The 26,236-nt window shown below is 61.4% G+C and carries 25 protein-coding genes and 1 other RNA gene; 16 read left to right on the top strand and 10 right to left on the bottom strand.

Annotated features, from left to right (window positions below; genetic code table 11):
• Positions 1-19: 19 nt before the first annotated feature.
• Positions 20-1,345, bottom strand: a complete 1,326-nt coding sequence (locus INHI_RS0104820; protein WP_027246916.1) for a pseudouridine synthase — start codon at positions 1,343-1,345, stop codon at positions 20-22.
• A 62-nt stretch (positions 1,346-1,407) separates the two neighbouring features.
• On the opposite strand from INHI_RS0104820, the gene INHI_RS0104825 reads away from it, so the two are divergent.
• Together INHI_RS0104825 and INHI_RS0104830 are read left to right on the top strand one after the other, a co-directional pair.
• On the top strand, positions 1,408-1,869 hold the full coding sequence (locus tag INHI_RS0104825) for a nucleoside deaminase (RefSeq protein ID WP_027246917.1): 462 nt from the start codon (positions 1,408-1,410) through the stop codon (positions 1,867-1,869).
• Between the two features lie 74 nt (positions 1,870-1,943).
• Entirely contained in the window at positions 1,944-2,567 is a 624-nt protein-coding gene (locus tag INHI_RS0104830; protein WP_027246918.1) for a DNA-3-methyladenine glycosylase I, read from the top strand.
• Positions 2,568-2,720: 153 nt separating this feature from the next.
• Here the strand turns inward: INHI_RS0104830 and INHI_RS0104835 are convergent, their stop codons facing one another.
• A complete protein-coding gene (locus INHI_RS0104835) occupies positions 2,721-3,413 on the bottom strand; it encodes a metal-dependent hydrolase (RefSeq protein WP_027246919.1) in 693 nt (230 codons plus the stop codon).
• Positions 3,414-3,608: 195 nt separating this feature from the next.
• On the opposite strand from INHI_RS0104835, the gene gatC reads away from it, so the two are divergent.
• From gatC to rpmG, 6 genes are all read left to right on the top strand, one after another.
• On the top strand, positions 3,609-3,896 hold the full coding sequence (gene gatC / locus INHI_RS0104840; RefSeq protein WP_014875197.1) for an Asp-tRNA(Asn)/Glu-tRNA(Gln) amidotransferase subunit GatC: 288 nt from the start codon (positions 3,609-3,611) through the stop codon (positions 3,894-3,896).
• A gap of 3 nt (positions 3,897-3,899) precedes the next feature.
• Positions 3,900-5,387, top strand: coding sequence for an Asp-tRNA(Asn)/Glu-tRNA(Gln) amidotransferase subunit GatA (gatA, locus tag INHI_RS0104845; RefSeq protein ID WP_027246920.1), 1,488 nt, complete (start codon positions 3,900-3,902; stop codon positions 5,385-5,387).
• 39 nt (positions 5,388-5,426) lie between these two features.
• Positions 5,427-6,200 carry a hypothetical protein gene (locus tag INHI_RS0104850; RefSeq protein WP_014875195.1) on the top strand — a complete coding sequence of 258 codons (774 nt, stop codon included), beginning with the start codon at positions 5,427-5,429 and terminating at the stop codon, positions 6,198-6,200.
• 15 nt (positions 6,201-6,215) lie between these two features.
• Complete coding sequence (locus INHI_RS0104855) at positions 6,216-6,929, top strand: N-acetylmuramoyl-L-alanine amidase (RefSeq protein ID WP_027246921.1); 714 nt, start codon at positions 6,216-6,218, stop codon at positions 6,927-6,929.
• 158 nt (positions 6,930-7,087) lie between these two features.
• Positions 7,088-7,508, top strand: an RNA gene (rnpB, locus tag INHI_RS20775) — RNase P RNA component class A.
• 107 nt (positions 7,509-7,615) lie between these two features.
• Entirely contained in the window at positions 7,616-7,783 is a 168-nt protein-coding gene (gene rpmG / locus INHI_RS0104860) for a 50S ribosomal protein L33 (RefSeq protein WP_007814563.1), read from the top strand.
• Positions 7,784-8,223: 440 nt separating this feature from the next.
• On the opposite strand, the gene INHI_RS0104865 is transcribed toward rpmG, so the two are convergent.
• The 4 genes from INHI_RS0104865 to INHI_RS0104880 all read right to left on the bottom strand — a co-directional run bounded on the left by INHI_RS0104865 (position 8,224) and on the right by INHI_RS0104880 (position 10,824).
• Complete coding sequence (locus INHI_RS0104865; protein WP_027246922.1) at positions 8,224-8,697, bottom strand: GNAT family N-acetyltransferase; 474 nt, start codon at positions 8,695-8,697, stop codon at positions 8,224-8,226.
• A gap of 125 nt (positions 8,698-8,822) precedes the next feature.
• The gene (locus tag INHI_RS0104870) at positions 8,823-9,599 is read right to left on the bottom strand and encodes a Bax inhibitor-1/YccA family protein (protein WP_027246923.1); all 777 of its coding nucleotides are present in this window, start codon (positions 9,597-9,599) and stop codon (positions 8,823-8,825) included.
• 350 nt (positions 9,600-9,949) lie between these two features.
• Positions 9,950-10,321 (bottom strand): hypothetical protein, encoded by a 372-nt coding sequence (locus INHI_RS0104875; protein WP_014875191.1) that lies wholly within the window; start codon positions 10,319-10,321, stop codon positions 9,950-9,952.
• A gap of 287 nt (positions 10,322-10,608) precedes the next feature.
• On the bottom strand, positions 10,609-10,824 hold the full coding sequence (locus INHI_RS0104880; RefSeq protein ID WP_014875190.1) for a DUF1127 domain-containing protein: 216 nt from the start codon (positions 10,822-10,824) through the stop codon (positions 10,609-10,611).
• A gap of 127 nt (positions 10,825-10,951) precedes the next feature.
• On the opposite strand from INHI_RS0104880, the gene INHI_RS0104885 reads away from it, so the two are divergent.
• Positions 10,952-11,845 (top strand): LysR family transcriptional regulator, encoded by an 894-nt coding sequence (locus tag INHI_RS0104885; RefSeq protein WP_027246924.1) that lies wholly within the window; start codon positions 10,952-10,954, stop codon positions 11,843-11,845.
• Positions 11,846-11,936: 91 nt separating this feature from the next.
• Here INHI_RS0104885 and INHI_RS0104890 read toward each other — a convergent pair whose 3' ends face one another.
• Positions 11,937-12,908, bottom strand: a complete 972-nt coding sequence (locus tag INHI_RS0104890; RefSeq protein ID WP_027246925.1) for an NADPH:quinone oxidoreductase family protein — start codon at positions 12,906-12,908, stop codon at positions 11,937-11,939.
• Between the two features lie 366 nt (positions 12,909-13,274).
• Here INHI_RS0104890 and INHI_RS0104895 point away from each other — a divergent pair, with 366 nt between their 5' ends.
• The 3 genes from INHI_RS0104895 (at position 13,275) to INHI_RS0104905 (ending at position 15,959) form a co-directional block, all read left to right on the top strand.
• Positions 13,275-13,646, top strand: a complete 372-nt coding sequence (locus INHI_RS0104895) for a helix-turn-helix domain-containing protein (protein WP_014875187.1) — start codon at positions 13,275-13,277, stop codon at positions 13,644-13,646.
• Between the two features lie 65 nt (positions 13,647-13,711).
• Entirely contained in the window at positions 13,712-14,506 is a 795-nt protein-coding gene (gene hisN, locus INHI_RS0104900) for a histidinol-phosphatase (protein ID WP_027246926.1), read from the top strand.
• 112 nt (positions 14,507-14,618) lie between these two features.
• Positions 14,619-15,959, top strand: a complete 1,341-nt coding sequence (locus INHI_RS0104905; RefSeq protein ID WP_027246927.1) for an 8-oxoguanine deaminase — start codon at positions 14,619-14,621, stop codon at positions 15,957-15,959.
• A 130-nt stretch (positions 15,960-16,089) separates the two neighbouring features.
• On the opposite strand, the gene guaD is transcribed toward INHI_RS0104905, so the two are convergent.
• Entirely contained in the window at positions 16,090-17,376 is a 1,287-nt protein-coding gene (gene guaD, locus INHI_RS0104910; RefSeq protein ID WP_027246928.1) for a guanine deaminase, read from the bottom strand.
• Positions 17,377-17,512: 136 nt separating this feature from the next.
• Here guaD and mgtE point away from each other — a divergent pair, with 136 nt between their 5' ends.
• From mgtE to INHI_RS0104930, 4 genes are all read left to right on the top strand, one after another.
• Positions 17,513-18,901, top strand: coding sequence for a magnesium transporter (gene mgtE, locus INHI_RS0104915; RefSeq protein ID WP_027246929.1), 1,389 nt, complete (start codon positions 17,513-17,515; stop codon positions 18,899-18,901).
• A gap of 60 nt (positions 18,902-18,961) precedes the next feature.
• The gene (locus tag INHI_RS0104920) at positions 18,962-19,525 is read left to right on the top strand and encodes a 5-formyltetrahydrofolate cyclo-ligase (RefSeq protein ID WP_027246930.1); all 564 of its coding nucleotides are present in this window, start codon (positions 18,962-18,964) and stop codon (positions 19,523-19,525) included.
• Positions 19,526-19,641: 116 nt separating this feature from the next.
• Positions 19,642-20,454 (top strand): TIGR00282 family metallophosphoesterase, encoded by an 813-nt coding sequence (locus tag INHI_RS0104925; protein WP_014875181.1) that lies wholly within the window; start codon positions 19,642-19,644, stop codon positions 20,452-20,454.
• Between the two features lie 278 nt (positions 20,455-20,732).
• Positions 20,733-22,511 (top strand): SLC13 family permease, encoded by a 1,779-nt coding sequence (locus tag INHI_RS0104930; RefSeq protein ID WP_027246931.1) that lies wholly within the window; start codon positions 20,733-20,735, stop codon positions 22,509-22,511.
• Between the two features lie 41 nt (positions 22,512-22,552).
• Here INHI_RS0104930 and INHI_RS0104935 read toward each other — a convergent pair whose 3' ends face one another.
• Positions 22,553-24,223: an FAD-binding dehydrogenase gene (locus tag INHI_RS0104935; protein WP_027246932.1), complete on the bottom strand. Its 1,671-nt coding sequence runs from the start codon at positions 24,221-24,223 to the stop codon at positions 22,553-22,555.
• A gap of 112 nt (positions 24,224-24,335) precedes the next feature.
• On the bottom strand, positions 24,336-26,111 hold the full coding sequence (locus tag INHI_RS0104940) for an SLC13 family permease (protein WP_014880483.1): 1,776 nt from the start codon (positions 26,109-26,111) through the stop codon (positions 24,336-24,338).
• Between the last annotated feature and the right edge of the window lie 125 nt (positions 26,112-26,236).

The raw sequence follows: 26,236 nt of genomic DNA on the forward strand, positions 1-26,236 counted from the left end.
ACTTGTTGTCGCGAGCGGCTTAGCGGCGCGGTGGTTTGCCACCACTGCGTGGCGCGGGCCCTCGACCCGTGTCCCTACCTGCATCGCGACCCGCATTACGGCCCGAGGGTTTGCCGCCGAACTTGCCGCTGGGTTTACCACCCGGTTTGCTTCCGAATTTGCCTGCGGGTTTGCCACCGGGTCTGTCCGGCGTGCGATCAGCGGTCCGGCCCGTGGGCTTACCCTCGGATTTTCCGGTAAACTGATCGGATGGTTTGCCTTTGCCTGCAAATTTTCCGCCAGGTTTGCCAGCAGGGCGGGCACCAGATCGGTCGCCGGGTTTCTCGCTCGACCGATCAGAAGAACCAAAGGAGCGACCTGACGGTTTCCCACCTGGTTTCCCGCCCGGCTTACTGCCTGATTTGAAATCTGGCTTGGCACCTGGCTTCGGGCCGGGTTTGCCCGCACCGGGGCGTTGGCGCACAGGGCGCTTGGGTTTTTCGTCTTCTTCAGCTTCTGGGGCAGTAAGTCCCAGCTGATCCCGCACCACGCGTGAGCGCAGTTCTTCGACCTCGCCCGGCTTCAGATTACCCAGCTGGAAGGGGCCATAAGACAGGCGCAGCAGGCGGTTCACGGTAAAACCGATGTCTTCGATCGCACGGCGGATCTCGCGGTTTTTGCCTTCGCGCAGACCAATTGTCAGCCAGGCGTTTGCGCCTTGCTGGCGGTCCAGCGCGACGGTCATCGGCTGAAAACGCTCTCCCTCGATCACCAAACCCTGACGCAATGGTTCGAAATCGGTGTCTTTTGGACGACCGTTGATCCGCACGCGGTAGCGGCGCAGCCAGCCGGTAGAGGGCAACTCTAGCTGGCGCTTGATGCCGCCATCGTTGGTCAACAGCAGAAGGCCTTCGGAGTTGAGATCAAGTCGCCCCACGGTCATCACGCGCGGCATATCCTCAGGCAGTTCGTCAAAGATGGTTCGGCGGTCCAGCTCATCATTTGTCGTGGTCACCAGACCTGAGGGCTTATGGTACATCCACAGGCGCGGGGGTTCGGGGTCCTGCATCGGGTTGCCATCCACCACGATCCGGTCCTTGCCCAGCACCACGTTCAGCGCCGGGCTGTCGATGACCTTGCCGTTCACCGCAACGCGCCCTTCGGCGATCATCCGCTCGGCTTCGCGCCGCGACGCAACGCCTGCGCGCGACAGAACCTTGGCGATGCGGTCGCCTTCGGGGCCATCACCCATGGCGGGCGTGTCAGTCGGTGTCTTACCAGCCTTTGCCGAAACAGGGCGTGTGTTGCGGGCTGGTTTGGCCGTGCCGGGGCGCTGGCCTTTGGGGGAAGATGGTGTTTTGCTCATACTGAGGCCATAGATCATTCCGCGCAGTTGCGAAAGCTCCCATTCTGGGGCAGGGAGAGGCTATGCCGTTTCGTTCTCACATGGATGTCGCCCTTGCCGAAGCCCGCGCCGCCGCCGCGCGCGGAGAGGTGCCAGTGGGGGCCGCCCTGATCTCCCCGGAGGGGCAGGTGGTGGCCCGTGCAGGCAACCGCACCCGAGAGCGGAGCGATCCCACCGCCCATGCCGAGGTGCTGGTGATCCGTGAGGCCTGCGCTGTCGCCGGGTCGGAGCGTCTCAATGGTCATGACCTCTATGTAACGTTGGAACCTTGTGCGATGTGTGCCGCCGCCATTGCTGCTGCCCGCATTCGCCGTGTCTACTACGGGGCGTCTGATCCCAAATCCGGCGGCGTCGCTCATGGGGCCTGCGTGTTTTCGCATCCGCAGGCGCATCACGCGCCAGAGGTCTACGAGGGGATCAGTGCCGAACCGGCTGAAACCCTTCTGAAGGCATTCTTTGCCGCCCGCCGCTCAGGCGATGGTTGACCCGGCAGATGTGAGGGTCGTAGCGTGACATTTTGGTTGCGCCACCCGGTCGCGCCGCAGGAGGGCAAACAGACATGAGCAAGGAATTTCTGGCACCTGACGGGCAGTTGCGCTGTGGGTGGGCAGGATCCGCCCCGGAGTTTCTCGCCTATCATGATCACGAATGGGGCTATCCGGTTGCGGATGATAAGCGCCTATTTGAGAAGATCTGCCTGGAGAGTTTTCAGTCAGGCCTGAGCTGGCGCACCATTCTGGCCAAACGCGAGAATTTCCGGGCAGCTTTCGCGGGGTTCGACTGGAGCCAGGTCGCCCGGTTTGGCCCTCAGGACGTGGATCGCCTGTTGCAGGACGCAGGCATCATCCGCCATCGCGGCAAGATCGAAGCGGTGATCAACAATGCCCGCCGCGCTGAGGACATGGTTGCGGAGGAAGGATCGCTCGCCGCGTTTTTCTGGAGCTATGAACCCGGCCCGGATGAACAGGTGTCGCCGCAGACGGCCTCCATCACGCCGCAGTCGATTGCGCTGTCGAAGGAGCTGAAAAAACGCGGCTGGAAATTTGTCGGACCCACCACCTGTTTTGCCTTCATGCAGGCGATGGGGCTGGTGAATGACCACGCAACAGACTGTATCTGCCGGAAAAAGGCCGCCCAGGCCCGCGCCGCCTTCACCTCCCCCGCAGTGCGGCAGGCGGGCTGAGCCGCGCAACAGACCGACTGGCAACCTTGCTCATAAGTTACCTGTTGCCGCAGCAGCCGCCTGCGCCGCCCGTTTGGGGCGGCGCCACGCCCAACGGGACCAGATCTGCCCGGCAGATTGTGGTCCGGGCGGGAGCGCCCCGGTCAGCGGCGCTTATAGGGTGATCGCCTCGAGCACCTGCGGTTCAATCACCGTCACATCCGGCAGCGCCTCCGCCAGTTTTTCGGCGCTCTGCTCCAGGATCGGGAAGGTGCGGTAGTGGCAGGGGATCAGCGTCTTGAACTTGAAATACCGCTTCGCCGCATAGGCCGTCTGCGCCATATCCATGGTGAAATGCCCACCAGCGCTCAGAATGCCGATCTCAGGTTTGTAGTAATCGCCCATCCAGTCCATATCCGCCATAAGCCCGGTATCGCCAGAGATATAGAGCGTTTTCCCTTCGCTCATCAGCATATAGCCCACCTCGCTGCCAGCCGTCCTCAGCCCATCCTGTGTCGCAAAGGTGGAGCTGTGCGAGGCCGGAACCATGGCGAGGTTCGGCCCGTCCAGATTTACGGTACCGCCCTTGTTGAAGCCGATGGTGGTCACATCTTCGGTCTCGCCCCAGATGCCCATCAGATCATATTGGCCCACAATTGGCACAGTCAGCCGCCGTGCCAGCGCCAGTACGTCAATGACATGGTCAAAATGGGCATGGGTCAGAATGATGTGCGTGGCGCCTGCGATAGCGGCCTCATGTTGGTCGTCGCGCAGCATCGGGTTGCCGGTCAGCCAGGGGTCCACCAACAGAACCTGTCCTGCGGTCTCGATGCGAAAGCTGCTATGGCCCAGCCAGATAATCTTCATGTTTTATACTCCCTCACGGCTGTTGCGATCCGGCCCGCTAGGGGCGTTGTCTTGCCCCAAGCCTATCGCGACGGAGGCAGAAATCCACAGGCTCAGGTGCCTTGTGGTCGAATTCCCGGGGCTTTCACGCGCCCGCAGGCTTGCGGCGGCGGCGGTGCGGCGGTAAATGCGTCCTAACACGAGATGAGGGTTTCCATGTCGATTGACCAAAGCACCGCCGCCAAGGTGGCCAAACTGGCCCGTATCAAGGTCGAAGAGGACGCGCTGCCCGCTCTGGCAGATGAGTTCAATACCATCCTCGGCTTTATCGAGCAGCTGAACGAGGTGGACGTCGAAGGCGTCGAGCCGATGACCTCCGTGACACCACAGCGCCTGAAACGTCGGGTGGATGAGGTCACGGACGGCAGTCAGCAGGACAAGATCCTCGCCAATGCTCCCGATGCCCGCGAAGGCTTTTTCGCAGTGCCCAAGGTGGTTGAATAAGACATGACCGAACTGAACAAACTCACCCTGTCCGACGCCCGTGACGCCCTGCGCAAGGGCGAAACAACCTCTGTCGAGCTGACCGAGGCCTGCCTGAAAGCCATTGATGCCGCTGATGCGTTGAATGCCTTCGTGCATAAGACGCCCGAAATCGCGCTGGAGCGCGCCAAGGCAGCAGATGCACGGATCAAGGCGGGCGATGCGCCTGCCATGTGTGGCCTGCCGATCGGCATCAAGGATCTGTTCTGCACCAAAGGTGTCGCCAGCCAGGCTGCTTCCGGCATTCTGGAGGGCTTCAAGCCCGAGTATGAATCCACTGTATCGCAGCAGCTTCAGGACTCCGGCGCGGTGATGCTGGGCAAGCTGAACATGGACGAATTCGCCATGGGCTCGTCCAATGAAACCTCCGTCTATGGTAACGCGGTCAGCCCCTGGCGGCGCGGCAATGATACTGCCGAGCTGACACCGGGTGGCTCCTCCGGCGGGTCCGCATCTGCCGTGGCAGCTGATCTGTGCCTCGCGGCAACTGGCACCGACACCGGCGGTTCGATTCGCCAGCCTGCGGCCTTTACCGGTATCACCGGCATCAAACCCACCTACGGGCGCTGCTCGCGCTGGGGTGTGGTGGCCTTTGCCTCATCGCTGGATCAGGCCGGCCCGATGACCAAATCGGTGCGCGACGCGGCAATGATGCTTGAGGCGATGTGTGGCCACGATCCCAAGGACAGCACCAGCGCCGATCTGGCAGTGCCGAATTTTGAGGCGATGCTGACCGGTGACATCAAGGGCAAGAAGATCGGTATCCCGCGTGAGTATCGCATGGATGGCATGCCTGCGGAGATTGAGAAACTCTGGTCTGAAGGGGCGGAGATGCTGCGCGCGGCAGGCGCCGAGATTGTCGATATCTCCCTACCGCACACCAAATACGCGCTGCCTGCTTATTACGTGATTGCGCCGGCTGAGGCCTCGTCGAATCTCGCGCGCTATGATGGCGTGCGCTACGGTCAGCGCGCCACGCTGGAGGCTGGCGATGGCATCACCGAAATGTACGAGAAAACCCGTGCTGCGGGCTTCGGTCACGAGGTGCAGCGCCGCGTGATGGTGGGCACCTATGTGCTCTCTGCAGGTTTCTATGACGCCTATTACAACCGCGCCCGCAAGGTCCGCACCCTGATCAAGAAGGACTTTGAGGATGTCTTTGCCCAAGGCATCGACGCGATCCTGACGCCAGCCACGCCCTCTGCCGCCTTTGGCTTGGGCGAAATGATCGACGCGGATCCGGTGCAGATGTACCTCAATGACGTCTTCACCGTCACCGTGAACCTAGCCGGTCTGCCGGGGATTTCGGTGCCTGCCGGTGTTGATGCGCAGGGGCTGCCGCTGGGGCTTCAGCTGATTGGCCGTCCCTGGGAAGAGGGCGATTTGCTGAATACAGCCTATGCGCTGGAAGAGGCTGCCGGATTTGTGGCCAAGCCCGGGCATTGGTGGTAAACCCTGTCCTGATCTGAGCAGAACCAACAGGTGGTGATCATGCGTGTATTCCGGTCCATCCTTGCGACCAGCAGCCTTGTCCTGCTGGCCGCGTGTCAGCCTCCGGTACCCGACAGCGGGCCAGAGGCCGGATTTGGCTCCAGCCCCTTTGACGGGGCGCCTGCGACCGGCACCACCATCAACGGCGACCCACTGGTGCCACCGGCACGGGTCGCCAGCGAGCCTCTGCCGCGTGCTGTGCAGCCTGCGCCGCGTGTGGCGGCACGCACCAGTGGCGCCGGAACACTCGCATCTTCCGGCAGCAGCAGCGATGACATCGCACGGGAAACGGCAGCCGCGCTGGAGGCAGCGCGCAGCAATTCCGGTACCGCCCCGATTGAGGCCAGCCCCACCAACCCGGCACCGACGCTTGCGGGCAATCCGCGGATCTCCGATGAGAATGACTTCGACGCGGTTTCCTCCCGTCAGAGCATTGAAAGCGACGCGGAGCGGCTGGCCCGCCAGCGCGCGCAATATCAGGTGGTGAGCCCAACGGCCGTGCCCATCCGCAGTGGCAGCCGTGACCCCAATATCGTCCGCTATGCGCTGAGCACCTCCAATCCGCGCGGGCAGCGCATCTATTCGCGTTCTGGCATCAATCTCGCCGCGCGCTCCTCGCGCAATTGCGCGGGCTTTGCGTCACCCGAACTGGCCCAGATCGCCTTTCTTGAGGCAGGCGGCCCAAAGCGTGACCGTCAGGCCTTGGACCCTGATGGGGACGGCTATGCCTGCGGCTGGGACCCGGCACCCTACCGGCTTGCGGTGCAGAACTGAGGCGGCTTGCGCCCCATGACCCCTCCGCCGATCTCTGCTGACACCGGGACGGATGCCATCTGGCATCCCAGTCCCAATTTCAATGCGCGCCGCAATGATCTGAGGCCGCATTTGATTGTGCTGCATTACACCGCGATGGACAGTGCCGAGGCCGCATTGGAGCGGCTCTGCGACCCGCAGTACGAAGTTTCCGCCCACTACCTGATCGGCGCTGATGGAACGCTGTGGCAAATGGTGCGCGAGGCGGATCGCGCCTGGCATGCGGGCGCAGGTGAGTGGTGCGGGCAGGAGGATATCAATTCGCGCTCTATCGGGATCGAACTCGACAATCGGGGGGATCATCCATTTTCCGCGCCGCAGATGACCCGGTTGGAAACGCTCCTGAGCGCCATCCTGCAACGTTGGGCGATCTCGCCGACAGGGGTGATCGGTCATTCCTGCATGGCGCCCGGCCGCAAATCTGATCCCGGTCCGCGTTTTGACTGGGCGCGTCTGGCCCGACAGGGGCTTGCGGCGCCTGTCCCTAAGGTCACGGGGGCTGAGCCCGCCATCGCGCAGGAACCCTGCGCGGGGATGGACCACTTTCGCGCCCTTGCGCGGGCGCGCGGCTTCACCGCAGATGTCGATGACGCTACCCTGCTGCAGGCGGTGCGTCTCAGGTTTCGGCCCTGGCAACGCGGACCGTTGAGCGACGTGGATGTCCAACTGCTTCTGCCTGACAATCCCTGAAGATACTCCCCCACGCCGCATATCTTCTGGCGATAATATCCCGGAGTGACTTGGCCCCGATCTTGAGGGGGCAAGAGGGGCAACGGCCCATCCCTTTCCTTACATGGCTTGCACAATCTGCTTGACGCGAGGCGCGGTTGTTCCTAGGCGATCAGGGCGCAGAGGGCTGGATGGCCGCGGGGGGCCGCAAGGCGTCGCGAGGAAAGTCCGGACTCTACAAAACGACGGTGCCGGGTAACGCCCGGGCAGAGCGATCTGACGGAGAGCGCCACAGAAAACAGACCGCCCGCGTGCGCCTGCCTGTCAGGTGATCCCATGCGGGTAAGGGTGAAACGGTGGGGTAAGAGCCCACCGCACCGCTGGCAACAGGGGTGGCACGGCAAGCCCCACCGGGAGCAATGCCAAATAGGACCCCCGCGCGGGCCGGTCGGCGCAAGCCGATACCGCCGCTAGGCATGTTTTGGCCAAGAGGGGTCGGGTTGGCAGCTGGAGGTGCGCAGCAATGTGCATCCTAGATGAATGGTCGTCGAAGGGGCCTTGGCCCCGGAACAAAATCCGGCTTATAGGCCCTCTGCGCAAAATATCCCGGCGAACCCTCTTGACTCGCGGGGTGGTGCAGGTAAAAGCGCATGCTCATATAGGAATTTACCGAGAGGCCCCTGCCTTTTCGGACGCAGGAGAATACCATGGCGAAGCCGACCACAATCAAGATCCGCCTGAACTCGACCGCGGGCACGGGCCACTTCTACGTGACCAAGAAAAACGCACGCACCATGACCGAGAAAATGGTTGTGCGTAAGTACGACCCGGTCGTGCGCAAGCACGTTGAATACAAAGAAGGCAAAATCAAATAAGCCTCTTGATGTCGCGCAGCCACTGGCCGCGATATCAGCCCCGATGTTCGGGACAGTAGATAAGAAGGGTCGCACATGAGTGCGGCCCTTTTTTATTGGCGCAGAAGGCGCTGCGCGACGCCGCATCAATTTTATGAAAATCCGGTAAATGAAATCGCGGCCCGCCGGGCGCTTTGGCCTGAAAAAGCCACATTTCACCACGACAAGTGATCCCGGGATGTGGGTGAGAGAGTGGCGCCGAGATATCTCGCCGGAAGTGCGAGGTCTCAGGCGGTCACAGCACCGCAGGTCGGCTCGGGGGAGCGACCAGAGCAGGAGGCAGCGGTGGGGCTGCCTCCTGTTTTTTTACGGGGCGGCAATGCCTGTGTTTCAGGGCTCCCAGAGACGCAGAGGGCAACCGGCTCCGGTGCGCGATAACCTCGCCTGAGATGAGGCCTGTTTCAGCCACGCCACTCGGCCATTACATTCACCGGCTTCAGCCCCATACGGGCCATCAGCGCGGCGGAGGCGCTGTTGAACGGTGCATATGTGGTGGCAACTATCTGGATGCCTTGGGCTGCCACGGCACGCTTCAGATCCGCGATCAGCGCGGATCCGACGCCCATACGTCGCCAGCTTTCTGATACGGCGATGTGATGCAGCATTGCGCGGGTTTCAGCCCGGCGCACAGGCAGCGCAGGGCGCTGTTCAATCCCATAGATCATATAGCCCATCACGCTGCCCTGCGGGCTGACCGCAGCGCGGGCGGTCACACTGGTCTCGCTCAGCCACTCCGTCAGCCAGCGGGTCAATGCGGCGTCGTCCGGGGCTGCCGGGTAGCGGTCGGGCTGATGGGCCACATGCAACGCATGCAGGTCCTGCAGCAGGGGGATCAGGTGGTGGGCGTCTTCGTGGGAAATATCGATCAGATCCATGGATGTCTCAAATGCGGCGGTTATAAGAAGCCTGCCCGGCGACAGAAGGTCAGGCGCGCAGACAAAGAAAAAGGGCGGATCGTAATGATCCGCCCCGGTCGTGCTTAGGTCTGGAAGGTGTCGCGTTATTCGCGGTTTCCAAGCAGCTGGAGCAGCATCATGAAGAGGTTGATGAAGTCCAGATAGAGGCTCAGCGCGCCCATGATGGCGGCTTTTCCAAGCCATTCTTGATCACCGGTGTGGGCCATCTGCAGATAAGTTGTCTTGATCTTCTGGGTGTCATAGGCCGTAAGACCTGCAAAGATCAGCACACCGATAACCGAAATCGCAAATGCCATGGCAGAAGACGCCAGGAACATGTTGACGATTGATGCTACGATCAGACCGATGAGACCCATGATCAGGAAAGCGCCCATGGCCGAGAGATCTTTCTTGGTGGTGTAACCAACCAGGGACAGACCGGCAAAGGCGATGGAGGTGATCAGGAACACCTGAATAATCGACTGTCCTGTGAACACCAAGAAGATGGAGCTGATCGACAGACCCATCACTGTGGCAAAGACATAGAACACCAGTTGAGCGGTGGCCGCGGACATGCGATTGATGCCGGCACTGATGCCGAACACAAAGGCCAGCGGCGCGAACATAATCACCCACTTCAGCGGCGACCCATAGAGTGCGTAGCCAAGGCTGGTCAGATATTTGTCAGCGCTCAGCTGGGCTGCGGCATTGGCCGGGTCCGTGGTAACCGCCAGGCCAGAGATGGCCCAGGCAGCCAGAAATGTAATGAATGTGCCTACGGCCATGGTGCCGTAGACCTTGTTCATATGGGCGCGCAGGCCCGCATCGATCTCCGCAGAGCGTGCGCCCGCTGTGGATCGGATGGTGTCAAACTGTGCCATGTATCATGGTCTCCGTCTTTAAACTCCCTCGCGCAGGTTTCCTGCTGCGTGCAGAGACCTGGCGTTCCTCGCAAATATCGGGTGAAGCGGGGCGCGGTTCAAGCCTGTAGATCGAAGTTTCGACGCAATTATCAACAAAAAGCGGTACAGAGCGGGGTCGTGATCCTGAAGTTTGCATTTATCAGGCGGATGCGCAGCGAGAGTGCATAAAACTATGAAGGCAGCGGGCAACCGCAGGGGTGCTCTTTTGCCAGGTTGGCTTCCTCAGTTCACACCACGGTATAGACGGGCTGCGGAAACCCTTTGGACAGTCCGGGCGCAGGGCGTTTCACAGGGTGATCGTGACATATTCAGTTCACTCTGAGGAACCGGCCGATACCATCATCGGTGCGTGCAATTTTTCGCGCATATCGGCACAGTTTCTGAGGGTCGTCTGTGCTCACGCCGCTCATGGTCAGCGTTATATGCCCCAACCGTCTCAGATTTTCTCTGTTCCCGTAGTAGAGGATACGCAGCAATCGCTGCTCGCGCAGACCATCGCGGGCGACACCGATGGATACAGCGTTATGACCTGAATAGGTCGTCACGCCCTTGCAGGTCTCGGCGATCAGGGCTGACGCCATATACTGCCCCCAGAAAACATCATACTTGCCTTGCGCTGTGGAAGCAGTCGCTGACGCGAGAAAAAGAAACAGGGCAACAGTAAATCGGGAAGGCTGCATGTGTAATCCACTAAGGTCTAATATCGAAAAAGATAATATTACTTTGTAACCCACCATCCCTTCGGCATCAATTAGGTGCGCGGTGTTGCGATGTATTCCGGTCACAGGCCTGAGTGGAGGTGGTTGAGATGATTGCCAGCCTAGGGGGTGTTGAACCGATGGGCCCCATTGTGGACAGGTGCAGACAGGAGGGGGCTTCGGGAAGCTCATCTTCCAACAAAAAAAGGCCCGCAGCGCGGACCTCTTTTCGTATTAGACTTAGCGTGAGCCTTGTCGGGGCGTCGCCTTTAGCGGGTCCAGTTGTTTGGAGCGTCCCAGATCGGACGGCGGGCTTCTGCCTCGGCGTCGCGTGGGCTGATGCCCATGTCCTCAAGCGCGGAGGAATCCAGTTGCGCCAGCATCCGGCGTTCACGCCAGACGGCCAGCGCGTGCGCCACAGTTGCCAGGATCGAGCGACGGGGGGCGCAGGAGGTGGAGCGCAGGCTGTTGTCCATATAGGTCATGATCTGTGTCCTTTTCTGGATCTATGATGGTGTGGTGCGTTGTTATCAATTCTGTTGATGTATATGGCGCAGTGTGATTGATATGAAAAACGAATGTTTATGATTTCAACTATCAAGGATTGTGATGATGCGGAATCTCGATATCACCACGCTGCGCTCCTTTGTGGCGGTTGCGGATAATGGCGGGGTGACCCGTGCCGCCGGTTTTCTGCATCTGACCCAGTCTGCGGTATCCATGCAGCTGAAACGGCTTGAGGAGCTGTTGGGCCTGCAACTGCTGGATCGCTCTGGCCGGACGATTGCGCTGACGGCTTCGGGGGAGCAGCTGCTGGCCTATGCGCGGCGGATGGTAGCACTGAATGACGAGGTGATCGGGCGGCTCACCGATCAGGCCTATGAAGGCGAGATTGTCCTTGGGGTGCCGCATGACATTGTCTACCCGGCGATCCCGCAGGTGCTACAGCGTTTCAATGCGTCGTTCCCACGGGTGAAGGTGCAGCTGATCTCCAGCTATACCCGCTCTTTGAAGGAGCAATTCTCGCGCGGCGAATGTGATCTGATCCTGACCACGGAGACCACCACCTCGGAAAATGGTGAGACACTGGCAGAGCGCCCGCTCTGCTGGATTGGCGCCCCCAACGGCTCCACCTGGCGGCAGCGTCCGCTGAAACTGGCCTTTGGCCGTTACTGCACCTTCCGGCCCAAGGTGGTGGGCGCGCTGGATGCGGCTGGGATCTCCTGGGAGATGGTGGTGGAAACCGACAGTGACCGTACGATTGAGGCGACTGTCAGCGCCGATCTTGCGATCCATACTATGATTGAGGGGACCGAGCCGCCGCATCTGGTGCAGATCGACCACGGCGGCAATCTGCCGGAGCTGCCGGTTCAGTTGATCAACCTCTATGGTGCGGAGACCTCAGGCTCCCCCATGGTGAGCGAGCTGGCGTTTCTTGTGCGCAAGGCGTTTCAGAACATCAGCGCTCCGCTGGCCGCAGCGCAGACGCATTGGACCGCTGCCTGAACTCTGACCTTTGATCAACACCCGCGTCGCACCGGTTCGCGATGCGGGGTTTCAACGCTTGGCGGGGGCAGGGCACGCAGGCAGGCTGTCGTTATCTCTGATCCGGTCGGATCATGATCACCACCTTGCCCGTGGCCTGTCTGCTGCGCAGCAGATCCAAACCCTCGGAGACTTGATCCAGCGGTAGCCTATGGCTGATATGCGGGCGCAACGAGCCTTCACGGTACCACTGAAGCAACCGTTCTATAGCGCCGCGGATCACCGCGGGATGGCTCTTGAGGTAGCCGCCGAAGTAGAAGCCGATCACACTGAGGTTCTTCACCAGCAGGTGGTTCGCCGGGATCTGTGGCACCTCACCGCCGGCAAAGCCGATGGGCAACAACCGCCCGCCGGGGTTGGTGGCGCGAAAGGCCGCTTGCCAGACCTCGCCGCCAATCGCCTCATAGACCACATCCGCGCCGCCCAGATCCTTGACCGACTGGCGCAGATCTTCGCTGGCGTCGATCAGATGATCCGCACCCGCCGCCTTGGCCACGGCCAGTTTTTCAGCACCACGGGCATGGGCAATCACCCGCGCGCCCAGACGTTTGCCAATTTCAACAGCTGTCAGCCCGACACCGCCGGCAGCGCCGGTGACCAGCAGGGTCTCCCCCGGCTGAAGCCGTGCGCAGTGATCAAGGGCCACAAGCCCGGTGCCATAGGTGATCTGGAACGCCGCCGCATCGGCAAAGGACATCTCATCCGGGATGCGCGTGACCCGATCGGCTGGGAAAACCCCGGTCTCGGCCAGACCGCCCTGACCGGAAAACACCGCTACCCGATCGCCCACGGCCAGCCCATCCACATCCGTGCCAACCGCTTCGATAACACCGGCGAGTTCCAATCCCGGCACAAAGGGCAGGTCCGGGGTGTCCTGATATTTGCCACGAAGCAGAAGAAGATCTGCAAAATTCAACCCACAGGCGTGTATTGCAACTGCAACCTCTCCGCTTTTCGGTGATCTAACGTCAACCTCTGCGATAGTTGGTAAGATGTCGAAGCTGCTAACACTGTAGGCGCGCATATCATTTTTCCATATCTGGCATGGGGTAAGGTGATTCTGAGTGGCAAAACCATGCCAGATTCGTCTTCAGTACACCTCACTATTTATGGGGAGGTGCGGAACATGTGTAAAACATGCAAAAAAGTGAAATAAAATTGGTGCATGAAATCATGCGTTTGACGCACAGGCGCTGATTGTGGCGAGAGTGACCGCTTGAATTCAACCGTTAAGGTCGTACACTCAACCTCAATGGGAGCGCCTTGTTCGTTTGCACAGGGACTTGCGGGTTTTTTGGCAACATTGGTCTTGCACGGTATTTGCCGGGTGGGCGGGGGTTAAGAAAGACGGCTAGGGTGGCGCCCAGTTTGTAAATCTTAGGAGAAACGCATGGCTCATCCAGTGGACGTGCACGTGGGGAAACGCATCCGGCATCGCCGGTGGCTCATCGGCATGACGCAACAACAGCTCGCAGAGCTGGTTGGTATTAAATTTCAACAGATCCAAAAATATGAAACCGGTGCAAACCGGGTCAGCGCCTCGCGGCTCTGGGATATTTCCGACGCGCTCAGCGTTCCGGTCAGCTTCTTTTTTGAAGGGTTGCAGGACGATGATGCGCCAGCATCAGACAAGGCACAGGTGCCTGATGATCTGATGGGCGATAAGGAGGCACTGGATCTGGTGCGGTCCTACTACGCGATCCCTGAAAACCAGCGCCGTCGCTTGTTCGAACTGGCGCGCGTGCTCAGCGACGCGGCCTGATTTTCCGGCCTCAAGTGGGGGCTTGGGGCTTGAAAAATGCGCGGTTGAATGTCAGGCCTTCGGGTATGACTTCAGCCGCGTTTTCAGATCTGGAGGTTGCCCATCGGATGGCCGATGCTGCACGCCAGGCGATCCTGCCATATTTTCGTTCAGCCGGGCTGCAATCCGACAACAAACTGGACGAAGGCTTTGATCCTGTCACCATTGCTGATCGCGCTGCCGAACAGGCGATGCGGTCCGTGCTTTCCGAACTGCGCCCCGAGGACAGCATCCTTGGCGAGGAATTTGGCGAAACACACGGCCAGTCCGGTCGTACCTGGGTTCTTGATCCGATTGACGGCACCCGTGGCTTTATCAGTGGGACCCCAACTTGGGGGGTGCTGATCGCGCTTGGGGATGCAGATGGTCCGTTTCTGGGTATCGTCGATCAGCCTTATATCGGCGAGCGCTTTATCGGCACGCCAGAAGGGGCCAGTCTGACTGGTCCGCTCGGTCACAGCGCACTTGTCACGCGCGCCACCGACAGCCTGTCTGAGGCAACGCTGTTCACCACATTTCCAGAAGTCGGCACCGAGGCCGAACGCGCCGCCTTCCAACGGGTTTCAGCTCAGGTGCGCCTCACCCGCTACGGCATGGACTGCTACGCCTATGCGCTGCTGGCCGCCGGACAGTGTGATCTGGTGATTGAGGCAGGTCTCAACGCCTATGACATTCAGGCGCCGATCGCGGTCATTCAGGCGGCGGGCGGCGTGGTGACCAACTGGCAGGGCGAGCCCGCGCATGAGGGCGGTCAGGTCCTCGCAGCCGCCACTGCCGAGCTTCATGCTGCAGCGCTTGCGCTGATCCAGCAAACCGCTTGAACTGCCTGCAGATAATCAGCTAAACCATCACAGCGCGCCGAGTCCTTTGCCCTTATTCTGTCGGCGCGTCTTCACACTTCACCGAAATGGGCGGCCTGATGGAGTGTGACCTGTGCCTGAAATTCTGATCCAAGATATTGATGTCGCGCTGACAATGGATGATCAGCGCAGCCAGCTTTCGGCTGTGGATCTGCGTATCCGCGACGGGATTATCGCTGAGATTGGCAGCGGTCTCACCACCGAGGGAGAGCGGATCAGCGGCAAGGGCTGTGTGGTGACGCCCGGTCTGGTGAACACCCACCACCATCTCTACCAGAACCTGACCCGCGCGGTGCCTGGTGCGCAGGATGCGCTGTTGTTTGGCTGGCTGAAGCGGCTCTATCCGATCTGGTCCGCCTTCACGCCGGATGACATCCATGTCTCCGCCCAGCTGGGGCTGGCCGAGCTGGCCTTCTCCGGCTGCACGCTTACCTCCGATCACCTCTACCTCTACCCCAATGGTTCAAGACTTGAGGACACGATTGAGGCCGCAGGTGACATTGGTCTGCGCTTCCAGCCAACCCGTGGCGCCATGAGCATCGGCGAAAGCGCGGGCGGCCTGCCTCCCGACAGCCTGGTCGAGGATGAACGCGCTATTCTTGACGATATGATCCGGGTGGTGGACCGGTTCCACGACCCCGCCGAAGGATCCATGTGCCGGGTGGCACTGGCCCCCTGTTCGCCGTTCTCCGTCAGCCGCGAGCTGATGCGGGACAGTGCCCTTCTGGCGCGGGACAAGGGCGTTATGCTGCACACCCATCTGGCCGAAAATGACGAAGACATCGCTTATTCCCTCGCGCAGTTCGGTTGCCGACCCGGCCAATACGCCGAGGATCTGGGTTGGACCGGCCCCGATGTCTGGCACGCCCATTGTGTGAAACTGGATGCTGAGGAGATTGACCTCTTTGCCCGGACCCGGACCGGCGTGGCCCATTGCCCCTGTTCCAACTGCCGTCTTGGCAGCGGTATCGCGCCACTGCGCGCGATGCGGGATGCGCGGGTTCCAGTCGGGCTGGGGGTCGATGGATCTGCCAGCAATGACATGGCCAGCCTGATCAGCGAGGCGCGTCAGGCCATGCTCTTGCAACGGGTCGCGCAGGGCGCCGATGCCATGAGCGCCTATGAGGCACTGGAGATCGCCACCCGGGGCGGCGCAGAGGTGCTGGGACGGCCCGATGTCGGTCAGCTTGCGGTGGGCAAACGCGCCGATATCGCCATGTGGGACGTAACCGGCGTTGCCTCAAGCGGCAGCTGGGATCCGGCAGCCCTGTTACTGGCAGGACCTGCTCAGGTGAAACATCTCTTCGTCGAGGGGCGCCAGATCATCCGCGATAGTAACTTGGCGACCATGGACCTGCCGGGGCTTCTCGAACGGCACCAAAAAGCCACCACACGGCTGATGCAGCTGGCTTGATGCGACTGGCCTGACGCAACTGGCCAAACTGGGCACCATCGCTCCGCCCATCTTCTGGCGCCAAATATCCCCGCCGGAGGCAGAGGCGCGTCAGCGCCTCCCTCGCTTTGACGTCCTGTTGCGGCAGGGTTCAGTCGCGCGCGCCGTTGATCCAGACCTCGGCAACCGCCCGGTCATCGCCCATCATGATGGTGGCAAAGACCGACTCCCAGAGGTCTTTCGCCCCGGCGCTGCGCTGCGCAATGGCAGGGGTTGAGGCCAGATCCAGCACCACCAGATCCGCCTCCATGCCAGGTGCGATATTGCCGATCTGGTCTCCCATATGCAGCGCGCGGGCCGAGCCTTGCGTGGCCAGCCACAGCAATTGTGCCGCATGCAGGGGCGTGCCGCGCAGCTGACCAACCTCATAGGCCGCCGCCATGGTGCGCAGCATCGAGAAACTGGAGCCGCCACCGGTATCTGTGGCGAGACCAATGCGTTGCCCTTCGGCCATCAATCCGGCCATATCAAACAGCCCAGACCCGATGAAGGTGTTGGAGGTCGGGCAATGCACCAGCGCCGCGCCAACCTCGCGCAGCCGGGCACGTTCGCGGTCTTCCAGATGGATGGCATGCCCATAAAGACCACGTGCGCCCAGCAGGCCAAATTGCTCATAGGTGTCCAGATAATCCCGCGCCTCGGGAAACAGCGATTTCACCCACGTAATTTCATCCGTCTGCTCGCTCAGATGGGTCTGCACCAGGCAGTCCGGATGATCAGCCCAAAGCGCGCCCATCGCCTCCAGCTGTTCGGGGGTCGAGGTGGGTGAGAACCGCGGTGTGATCGCATAGGACAGCCGGTCGACCCCATGCCAGCGCCCAATCAGCGCCGCGCTGTCGTCATGGGCAGACTGCGCGGTGTCGCGCAGCCCGTCGGGGGCGTTGCGGTCCATGCAGGTCTTGCCCGCAACAACCCGTTGGCCCCGCGCCTGCGCGGCGGTGAAAAACGCATCCACGCTTTCGGGGTGGATGGTGCAGTAGCTGCACATCGTGGTGGTGCCATTGGCCCGCGTCAGATCGAGATACCGTCCGGCGATTTCATCGGCATAGGCACGATCGCCAAACCGCATCTCCTCGGGGAAGGTATAGCTGTTCAGCCAGTCGATCAGCCGCTTCCCCCAGCTGGCGATAATGGCAGTTTGGGGGAAATGCACATGGGCATCGACAAATCCGGCCAGGATCAGCCGGTCGCCGTGATCCACCAGTTCTGCCATCGGATGGGCCTTGCGCAAGCCATCCCATGTGCCCAGCTCCAGCACCTTGCCACCACCGATGGTGACCGCCTCATGCAGCTTTGCCGCAGCCTCAGGGCTGTCACCCTCAAAGGGGGTGCCCGCAAACGAAAGAACCTGTCCCCGTAAGATATATTCTGCCTGCATAAGACGCGGTCCTTTCTTGCCAAACTGCGGTCCACAGGATACGCGCAGCATCATCGGCGGTAAATTACGTCATTGTCATTGTTTTTCGGTAACTGCTTCTTTTATTCCAGAAGCAACCGCGAAAAAGGGGCCTCAGATGATTGCAGACGACCACCAGGAGCCAGTCGACCCCGCGTCCGAGGATGCCTATGAGCTGGATCGCAAACGGGTCACCCAGATCCTTGAGGCGGTAGAGGCCGCAGATCAGGCGCAACTGACTGCACTGATGGAGCCATTGCACGCGGCGGACATCGCTGACCTGCTGGAACAGATCAGCGCCTTTGACCGGGGCCAGCTGATCCGGCTGTATGATCGCGAATTCGACGGTGAGATCCTGTCGGAACTTGATGAGAGCATCCGCGAAGAGGTGATTTCTCTGCTGGCGCCACAGGTTCTGGCTGAGGCGGTGCGTGATCTCGAAAGCGATGACGTTGTTGACCTACTGGAGGATCTGGAAGAGCCGCAGCAAGAGGCCATCCTCAACACGCTCGAAGATGCGGACCGGGTCGCGGTCGAACAATCACTGAGCTATCCTGAGAATTCCGCCGGCCGTCTGATGCAGCGTGAGGTGGTGATGGCCCCGGATCACTGGACTGTGGGGCAGGCCATTGATTTCATGCGGGAGTCGGATCATCTGCCGGATCAGTTCTACCATGTCGTTCTGGTCGACCCGCGGTTACATCCGGTGGGCAATGTCACGCTGGGGCGGATCATGTCGTCGAAGCGTGAGGTACCCCTCAGCACTATCGTCGAGGAGACCTTTCAGATCATTCCCGCCGATCAGGACGAGGAAGACGTGGCCTATGCTTTCAACCAGTACCACCTAATCTCGGCCCCGGTTGTCGATGATGAGGGACGGCTGGTGGGTGTCATCACCATGGATGACGCGATGGTGGTTCTGGACGAAGAACACGAAGAAGACATCCTGCGCCTTGCCGGTGTCGGCGAGGGCAGTCTGGCCGACCGCGTCATGGCCACGACCAAGCAGCGCTTTCCCTGGCTGGCAGTGAACCTTGCGACCGCGATCCTAGCCTCGCTGGTGATTGCCCAGTTCGAGGCGACGATTGCCGAATTTGTGGCGCTGGCGGTGCTGATGCCCATCGTGGCCTCCATGGGCGGCAATGCCGGCACGCAATCGCTGACGGTGGCGGTGCGCGCGCTCGCCACCCGCGACCTTACCGGCTCCAACGTCTGGCGGGTGATCCGGCGGGAGGTTCTGGTGGGATTGGTGAACGGCCTCGCCTTTGCCCTGATCATGGCCGTTGTCGGGATCCTGTGGTTCGGCTCGCCCATGCTGGGCGCCGTGATCGCCGTCGCTATGGTGATCAATCTGGTCGTCGCGGGGCTGGCAGGTACGGCGGTCCCGATTATTTTGGAGAAGATCGGCGTCGATCCGGCGCTGGCCTCCGGCGCTTTTGTGACGACGGTTACGGATATCGTTGGTTTCTTTGCCTTTCTTGGGCTGGCCGGGGTGTTGCTGCTCTGATCCTGCCTGCTGTTACTGCCCATTTGGGCCGTGTTCACTCACTCTGACAGGACCCGTATCATGGATGACCTTACCCAGATCAAGGCCGACGCCCGCAAGGCCGCCTTTCAGCGCCGCAAGGCCGCCTTTGACATGAACAAACCCGGCGTCGCGGGCCATCTGTCAGAGGTGCTGGCAGGCTATCGCGGCGTGCCGCTGTCGGGCTATATGCCGATCCGCACAGAGATTGATCCGCTTCCCGCGATGGCGGAAGCCGCCGCTCATGGCCCTGTTGGTGTGCCGGTGATCCAGGCCAAGAGTACACCGCTGAAATTCAGTAGCTGGCAGCCGGACGGCGCGCTGCGCGACGGGCCCTTTGGGGCCAAAGTGCCAGAGGTCGATGACTATTTTGAACCCGAGATCCTGATCGTGCCGCTGGTCGCCTTTGATGCGCGGGGCGGGCGCCTTGGTTATGGGGGCGGCTTTTATGACCGCACGCTGGAGCTGCTGCGTGCCAAACGTGCGACATTGGCCATCGGTTTTGCCTTTGACGCGCAAGAGGCCGACGACCTACCGCTGGAACCAACGGATCAGCCGCTGGACATGCTGATCACCGAAAGCCGGGTGTTGCAGTTCAACCGATGACGCTTGGGTGGGGGTGACCAGGATTTTTCGAAAAAATCCTGACAAAACTTTTCAAAACGTTTTGCACCCACAACGCGGCTCTTGTCCTGAGCCCAGCAACGGCGTACCACGCCCGGATGCGACTATTATTTCTTGGCGATGTCATGGGCCGTGCGGGACGCAAGGCCATTTCCGAACACCTCCCGCAGATGCGCAAGGACTGGCGGCTCGATTTTGTCGTGGTCAATGGCGAGAACGCCTCCAATGGGATGGGGCTGAATGGCGAACACGCCAAGGCGCTGCTGGATGCGGGGGCCGATTGCCTGACCCTTGGCGACCATGCCTTTGACCAGAAGGACATGTTGCAGGCCATTGAGAAAGAGCCGCGCATTATCCGGCCGCTGAATTTTGCTAAAAACGCACCGGGGCGCGGCTTCCGGCTGTTCAATGCCCCCGGCGGGCGCAAGGTGCTGGTGGTGCAGGCATTGGGGCAGGTGTTCATGAAACGCGCCTATGATGATCCCTTTGGCGCGGTTGAGGCGGTGCTGAAATCGCACCCACGCGGTGGGCTGGCGCAGGCGGTGATCGTGGACATGCACTGCGAAGCCACATCCGAGAAGATGGCTATGGGGCATTTCTGCAATGGCCGCGCTTCGCTGGTTGTGGGGACACATACCCATGTGCCGACGGGCGATGCGCAGATCCTGTCCGAGGGCACCGGCTATCTGACAGACGCCGGTATGTGCGGCGATTACAACTCGGTGATCGGCATGGAAAAAGCTGAGCCGATGCGGCGCTTCCTGACCGGAATGCCCAAGAACCGCTTTACCCCCGCCGAGGGCCCAGCAACCCTGTCCGGCGTTTTTGTGGAAACCGATGACCGGACAGGCGCGGCGAAATCAATCCGCATGATCCGTGTTGGTGGCCTGTTGGAACAGGCAATCCCCTGAGGCAAGCTCTGCTCATGCGGTTTGCAGCGTGCTGTGCTCCGCAAAAATCACGCGCAGGGCAGGGGGATACTTGCCTGCCTATGCGCGCAAAACCCGAACCCTGTTCGCAAACAGCTGATAAATCAGCGCTATGCAAACCGGTTGCATAGCGAGCCCCTTGCCTCGGCTGACAAGATCAGGTTCACTCCCTTGGGCCGCGCGATAACGGATGCGGCCATGGCAGTTCTTTTCGGTTTGCGATGATTGATCTTTCAACCTCTTGGATGTCTTTACCCCTGATGCAGTTTCTTCCCCTTGGTGAGACCGGCGGCGCGGTTCTGACGCTGCTGATCGTGGTGGCGATGTTTGCCGCTTTCCTGCGCGAAACCTTCCCGACCGAGGTGGTGGCGCTGGCGGGAGTATCCGTGATGCTGGCAACCGGCGTTCTGCCCTACCAGGCGGCGCTGCCGGTGTTGTCAAATCCGGCGCCCTGGACCATTGCGGCCATGTTCATCATCATGGGGGCCCTGGTGCGCACCGGTGCGCTGGATGCTTTTACCGCGCAGGCCCGCAAACAGGCCGAGGTCAATCCCAAGCTGGCCATCGCGCTCTTGATGGTCTTTGTCGTTGCTGCCTCTGCCGTTGTGTCGAATACGCCGGTTGTGGTGGTAATGATTCCGGTGTTCATCCAGATATCGCGCACGATGAAGGTCTCCGCCTCCAAGATGCTGATCCCGCTGAGTTATGCGGCTATCCTTGGCGGTACGCTGACGCTGATCGGTACGTCTACGAACCTGCTGGTTGACGGTGTCGCACGGGCGCAGGGGCTGGCACCTTTCACCATCTTTGAGGTGACACCGCTTGGCATCATTCTGGTGATCTGGGGTATGATCTACCTGCGTTTCATCGCGCCGCGCCTGCTGCCGGACCGTAGCAGCATGGCCAGCCTGCTCAGCGACCGTTCGCGGATGAAATTCTTTACCGAGGCGGTGATCCCCCCCGAGAGCAACCTGATCGGCCGCGAGGTTACCGGTGTGCAGCTGTTCAAACGTCAGGGCGTGCGGCTGATTGATGTCATTCGCGGTGATATCTCACTGCGCAACGCGCTCAAGGGGGTAGAGCTGCAGGTGGGGGATCGCGTGGTGCTGCGCACGCAGATGACCGAATTGCTTAGCCTGCAACGCAACAAAGAACTGAAACGCGTCGATCAGGTCTCCACCGTGGAAACGGAAACCGTTGAAGTGCTGATCACTCCCGGCTGCCGCATGGTGGGGCGTTCGCTGGGCGCGATGCGTCTGCGCCGCCGTTATGGCGTCTATACGTTGGCGGTGCATCGCAGGAATCAGAACATCGGCGTTCAGCTGGAGGATCTGGTGGTGCGGGTCGGCGATACCCTGCTGCTGGAGGGCAACGCCGAGGATATTCAGCGCCTTGCCGCAGATATGGATATGGCTGCGGTGTCGCAGCCCTCTGTGCGCGCCTACCGCCGCCGTCACGCCCCCATCGCGATTGTCGCGCTGATCGGTATCGTGGTTCTGGCAGCGCTTGGCGTGGCGCCGATCCTGTTGTTGTCGGTGCTTGCCGTCTCCACCGTGCTGATCACCCGCTGTATTGACGCGGATGAGGCCTTCTCTTTTGTTGATGGTCGCCTGCTGACGCTGATCTTTGCGATGCTGGCCATCGGGGCCGCCTTGGAAAGCTCCGGCGCCGTTCGGTTGATCGTCGATGCGGTAGCGCCCTCGCTCTCAATGCTGCCGCCGTTCCTGCTGGTCTGGGCAGTCTATCTGTTGACCTCAATCCTGACAGAGCTGGTCTCGAACAATGCCGTGGCCGTGGTGGTGACGCCCATCGCAGTGGGGCTGGCGCAGGCCATGGGCATTGATCCACGCCCCTTGGTGGTGGCGGTGATGGTGGCGGCCTCGGCCTCTTTTGCGACGCCAATCGGCTATCAGACCAATATGCTGGTCTACGGTCCGGGCGGTTACAAGTTCACGGATTTTCTGCGCGTCGGCATTCCGCTGAACTTCAGCGTTGGCCTCTTGGCATCCATCCTGATCCCCTTCTTCTGGCCGCTTTAACAACGGGCAGTAAGGGTCTGTTAACCATAATTTATGTGACTTCAGGCAATGGCGCGTGATTGTCCGGCCTGACGACCAGTAAAAAGACAGCCGCCCAGAAAGCTGCCCTCCAGCGCGTTGTAGCCGTGATAGCCGCCACCGCCAAAGCCTGCGACCTCTCCAGCGGCAAACAGCCCGGGTACAGCCGTGCCATCCGCGCCAATCAGCTGCCCGTCGAGATCGGTCTGCAAGCCGCCCAATGACTTGCGCGTCAGAATGTTCAGCCGCACTGCAATCAGCGGCCCATTGGCGCGGTCCAGCAGGCGATGCGGTTTGGCGGTGCGGATCAGCCGGTCGCCCCGGTAGTTGCGCGCGGCATTGATCGCAATCAGCTGCGCGTCCTTGGCAAAGGGATTGTCGGCCTGTGCATCGCGCGCTTCGATCTGACGCCGCAGATGGGTTTCCTCCAGCGGCAGCTCACCCAGTTCATTCATGCCTGCGACCAGTTCGCTCAGCGTATCGGCGACCACAAAATCCGCACCATGTTTCTTGAAAGCCTCAACCGGGGCCGGGGCCTTGCCCCGCGACAACAGCCGCGCCCGCAACACCTCGCCCCATTTGCCAGAGGTCAGATCCGGGTTCTGCTCGGACCCCGACAGGGCAAATTCCTTTTGAATGATTTTCTGGCTCAGGATGAACCAGCTGTAATCCTGCCCGGTCTTGAGGATCTCGCGCAGGGTACCCAGCGTATCGAACCCCGGCAGATAAGGGGCGGGCAGACGGTCACCTCTGGCGTCAAACCACATGGACGATGGCCCCGGCAGGATGCGGATGCCGTGGTTGGGCCAGATCGGATCCCAGTTGCGCAGCCCTTCCGTGTAGTGCCACATCCGGTCGGCATTGATGACATGACCGCCTGCGGCCTCTGTAATGGGGATCATCCGCCCATCCACGTGAAAGGGCACACCGGCCACCATGCGGCGCGGCGCAGGCCCCAGCCGATCCACCGGCCAGTTCTTACGCACCGCATCCAGATTGCCGCCAATCCCGCCCGAAGCCACCAGCACCGACGGCGCATAGACCTCAAACTCGCCAATCTCCTGCCGGTTGGTGCGCGCGCCCTGTTGGGCATCGTCAGAGGCCAGAACCTCGCCCGACACACCTTTGACGATGCCGCCCTGGGTGATGATATGGCTGACCTGATGGCGAAACCTCGGCTGGATCAGACCCGCCTCGATATTGGCCTGCACCCGTTCGGCAAAGGGGGCGACCACGCCGGGCCCGGTGCCCCAGGTCAGGTGAAAGCGCGGCACCGAATTGCCGTGCCCTTCAGCATCACCACCGCCCCGTTCAGCCCAGCCGACCACCGGAAACCAGCGCATCCCCAGTCCATGCAGCCAGGCGCGCATCTCGCCGCTGGCAAAGTCCAGATAGGCCCGCGCCCAGCGTTGCGGCCAGTGATCCTCGGGGCGGTCAAACTGGGCGCTGCCAAACCAGTCGCGTCGCGCCAGATCGGGACAGTCGCGAATGCCCATGCGGCGCTGTTCCGGCGTGTCGATCATGAACAGCCCGCCAAGGCTCCAATGGGCCTGCCCGCCCAGGAAATGCGCAGGCTCCTGATCCAGCAGGATCACCCGTTTGCCCCGGTCGCCCAGTTCGGCTGCCGCCACCAGTCCGGCCAGCCCGGCCCCGACGATGATGACATCTGCGCTGTTGTCCGTCGGCTGTCCCATGGCGTGCCTCCGCTGTTGCTCCCGGTTGTGGGATCAGCCTAAGCGTGCAGAGGGCGTTTGCGCAAACCCTGCGCGCCCTGCCGTTGGGTCATATCCGCGTTGATCCGCGGGTTCAGAGCGGCCAGAACAGCAGGATTGACGGAATGGAGACCGCGATGATCAGCACCTCCAGCGGCAGGCCAATGCGCCAGTAGTCGCCAAAATGATAGCCCCCCGGACCCAGAACCAGCGTATTGTTCTTATGCCCGATAGGGGTCAGGAACGCCGCCGAGGCCGCCACCGCCACCGCCATCAGAAACGGATCCGGCGACACGCCAAGGCTGGTGGCCATCTGGATCCCGACAGGGGCCGCCACAATGGCCGTGGCGGTGTTGTTCAGCACATCCGACAGCGTCATGGTCACCACCATCAGCACGGTCAGAATGGCCCAGGCGGGCATGCCTGCGGTCAACGTCAGCAGGCTTTCGGCGATCAGAGCCGTGCCTCCGGCGCTGTCCAGTGCCGCCCCCAAGGGGATCATTGAGCCGAGCAACACAACCACCGGCCATTCGATATGGTCGTATAATTCGGCCAGCGGCAGGATCTTGGTCAGCACATAGGCCACCACCACCAGTCCCAGCGCAATCGGCAGGTAGATAATCCCCAGCGAGGCCGCGAGCACCGCGCCTGCAAAGAGGCCAATCGCCAGCCAGGTCTTGTCATTGGCGGTCACCGACAGACCGCGCTCCGCCAGCGGCAGGCAGCCCAGCCATTCGGTGACATCGGCGCCGCGATCGCGCGGACACAGCAGCAGCAGGATATCCCCGGCCTCAATCTGTTCCTGCCGGATATGCCGGGTCAGGCGGCGGCCCTGCCGTGCCAGCCCCATCAGCACGGTATTCTGCCGCCAGGCCAGCCCCAGCGCCTGCGCGCTGCGCCCCTTTATGCGGGCGGTTTCTGGCACCACCACCTCGACCAGCTCCAGCCCATCGCCCGCCGCGCCCAGTTTTTCCTGCCGTGCCGCATCGGCAAAATCGAGCGAGGCCGCGGTGCGGAATTCATCCAGCGCTTCCGGTGTGGCCTCCAGCACCAGCGCGTCACCGGCGCGCAGCATTTGACCCGCCGCGCGCCCATACAGGCGCTTGCCGTCACGGATCAGACCCAGGATCGCCACATCGGCCTTCTCGGCCTCTTTGTCGAATTCGCCCAGCCGCTGGCCGATCATGTCAGAACCTTCCGGCACGGTCAGCTCGGCTATGTACTGCGACAACTGCGCCTCAGACGCGCCCGCCGCATTCTGGCGCAGCGGGATCAGACGCCAGCCGATCAGCGCCACAAACAGCAACCCCGCCAGCGCCGCGATGCCGCCCACCGGGGCAAAATCGAACATCCCGAACGGCTCACCCAGGGTTTCGGCCCGGATCGAGGCAATGATGATATTGGGCGGCGTGCCGATCAGCGTGGCCATCCCGCCCAGAATGGTGGCAAAGGACAGCGGCATCAGGCTCATCCCCGGCGTGCGTCCCGCCTTGCGCGCGGTCTGGATGTCCACCGGCATCAGCAGCGCCAGTGCGGCCACATTGTTCATGAACGCTGACAGAACCGCGCCGATCCCGCCCATCAGCGTGATATGTGCGCCCAGACTACGGCTGCTGTCCACCAAAGTGCGGGTGATCAGAAACACCGCCCCCGAGCGCACCAGCCCGGCCGAGACCACCAGCACCAATGCCACCACCAATGTAGCGGGATGACCAAATCCGGCAAAGGCGTCATTGGCTGGCACCACGCCCAGAACAACCGCCACCATCAACGCGGAAAACGCTACGATATCATAGCGATACCTACCCCACAGCAGCAGGCCAAACACAGCGGCAAAGAGGGCGAACAAAACGATCTGGTCAAATGTCATGGCGCCACTCTAGCCGCTGGGGCGGGCGGGGCAACCGCCACATTGAGGTGATGGAGCACAGCCGAAGAGAGGTGCGCGCATGTGATCGGTTAGTGATGTGGGGGGCAGGGCGCATATGGGGCGCT

Source organism: Phaeobacter inhibens DSM 16374 (assembly GCF_000473105.1).
Lineage (GTDB): Bacteria > Pseudomonadota > Alphaproteobacteria > Rhodobacterales > Rhodobacteraceae > Phaeobacter > Phaeobacter inhibens.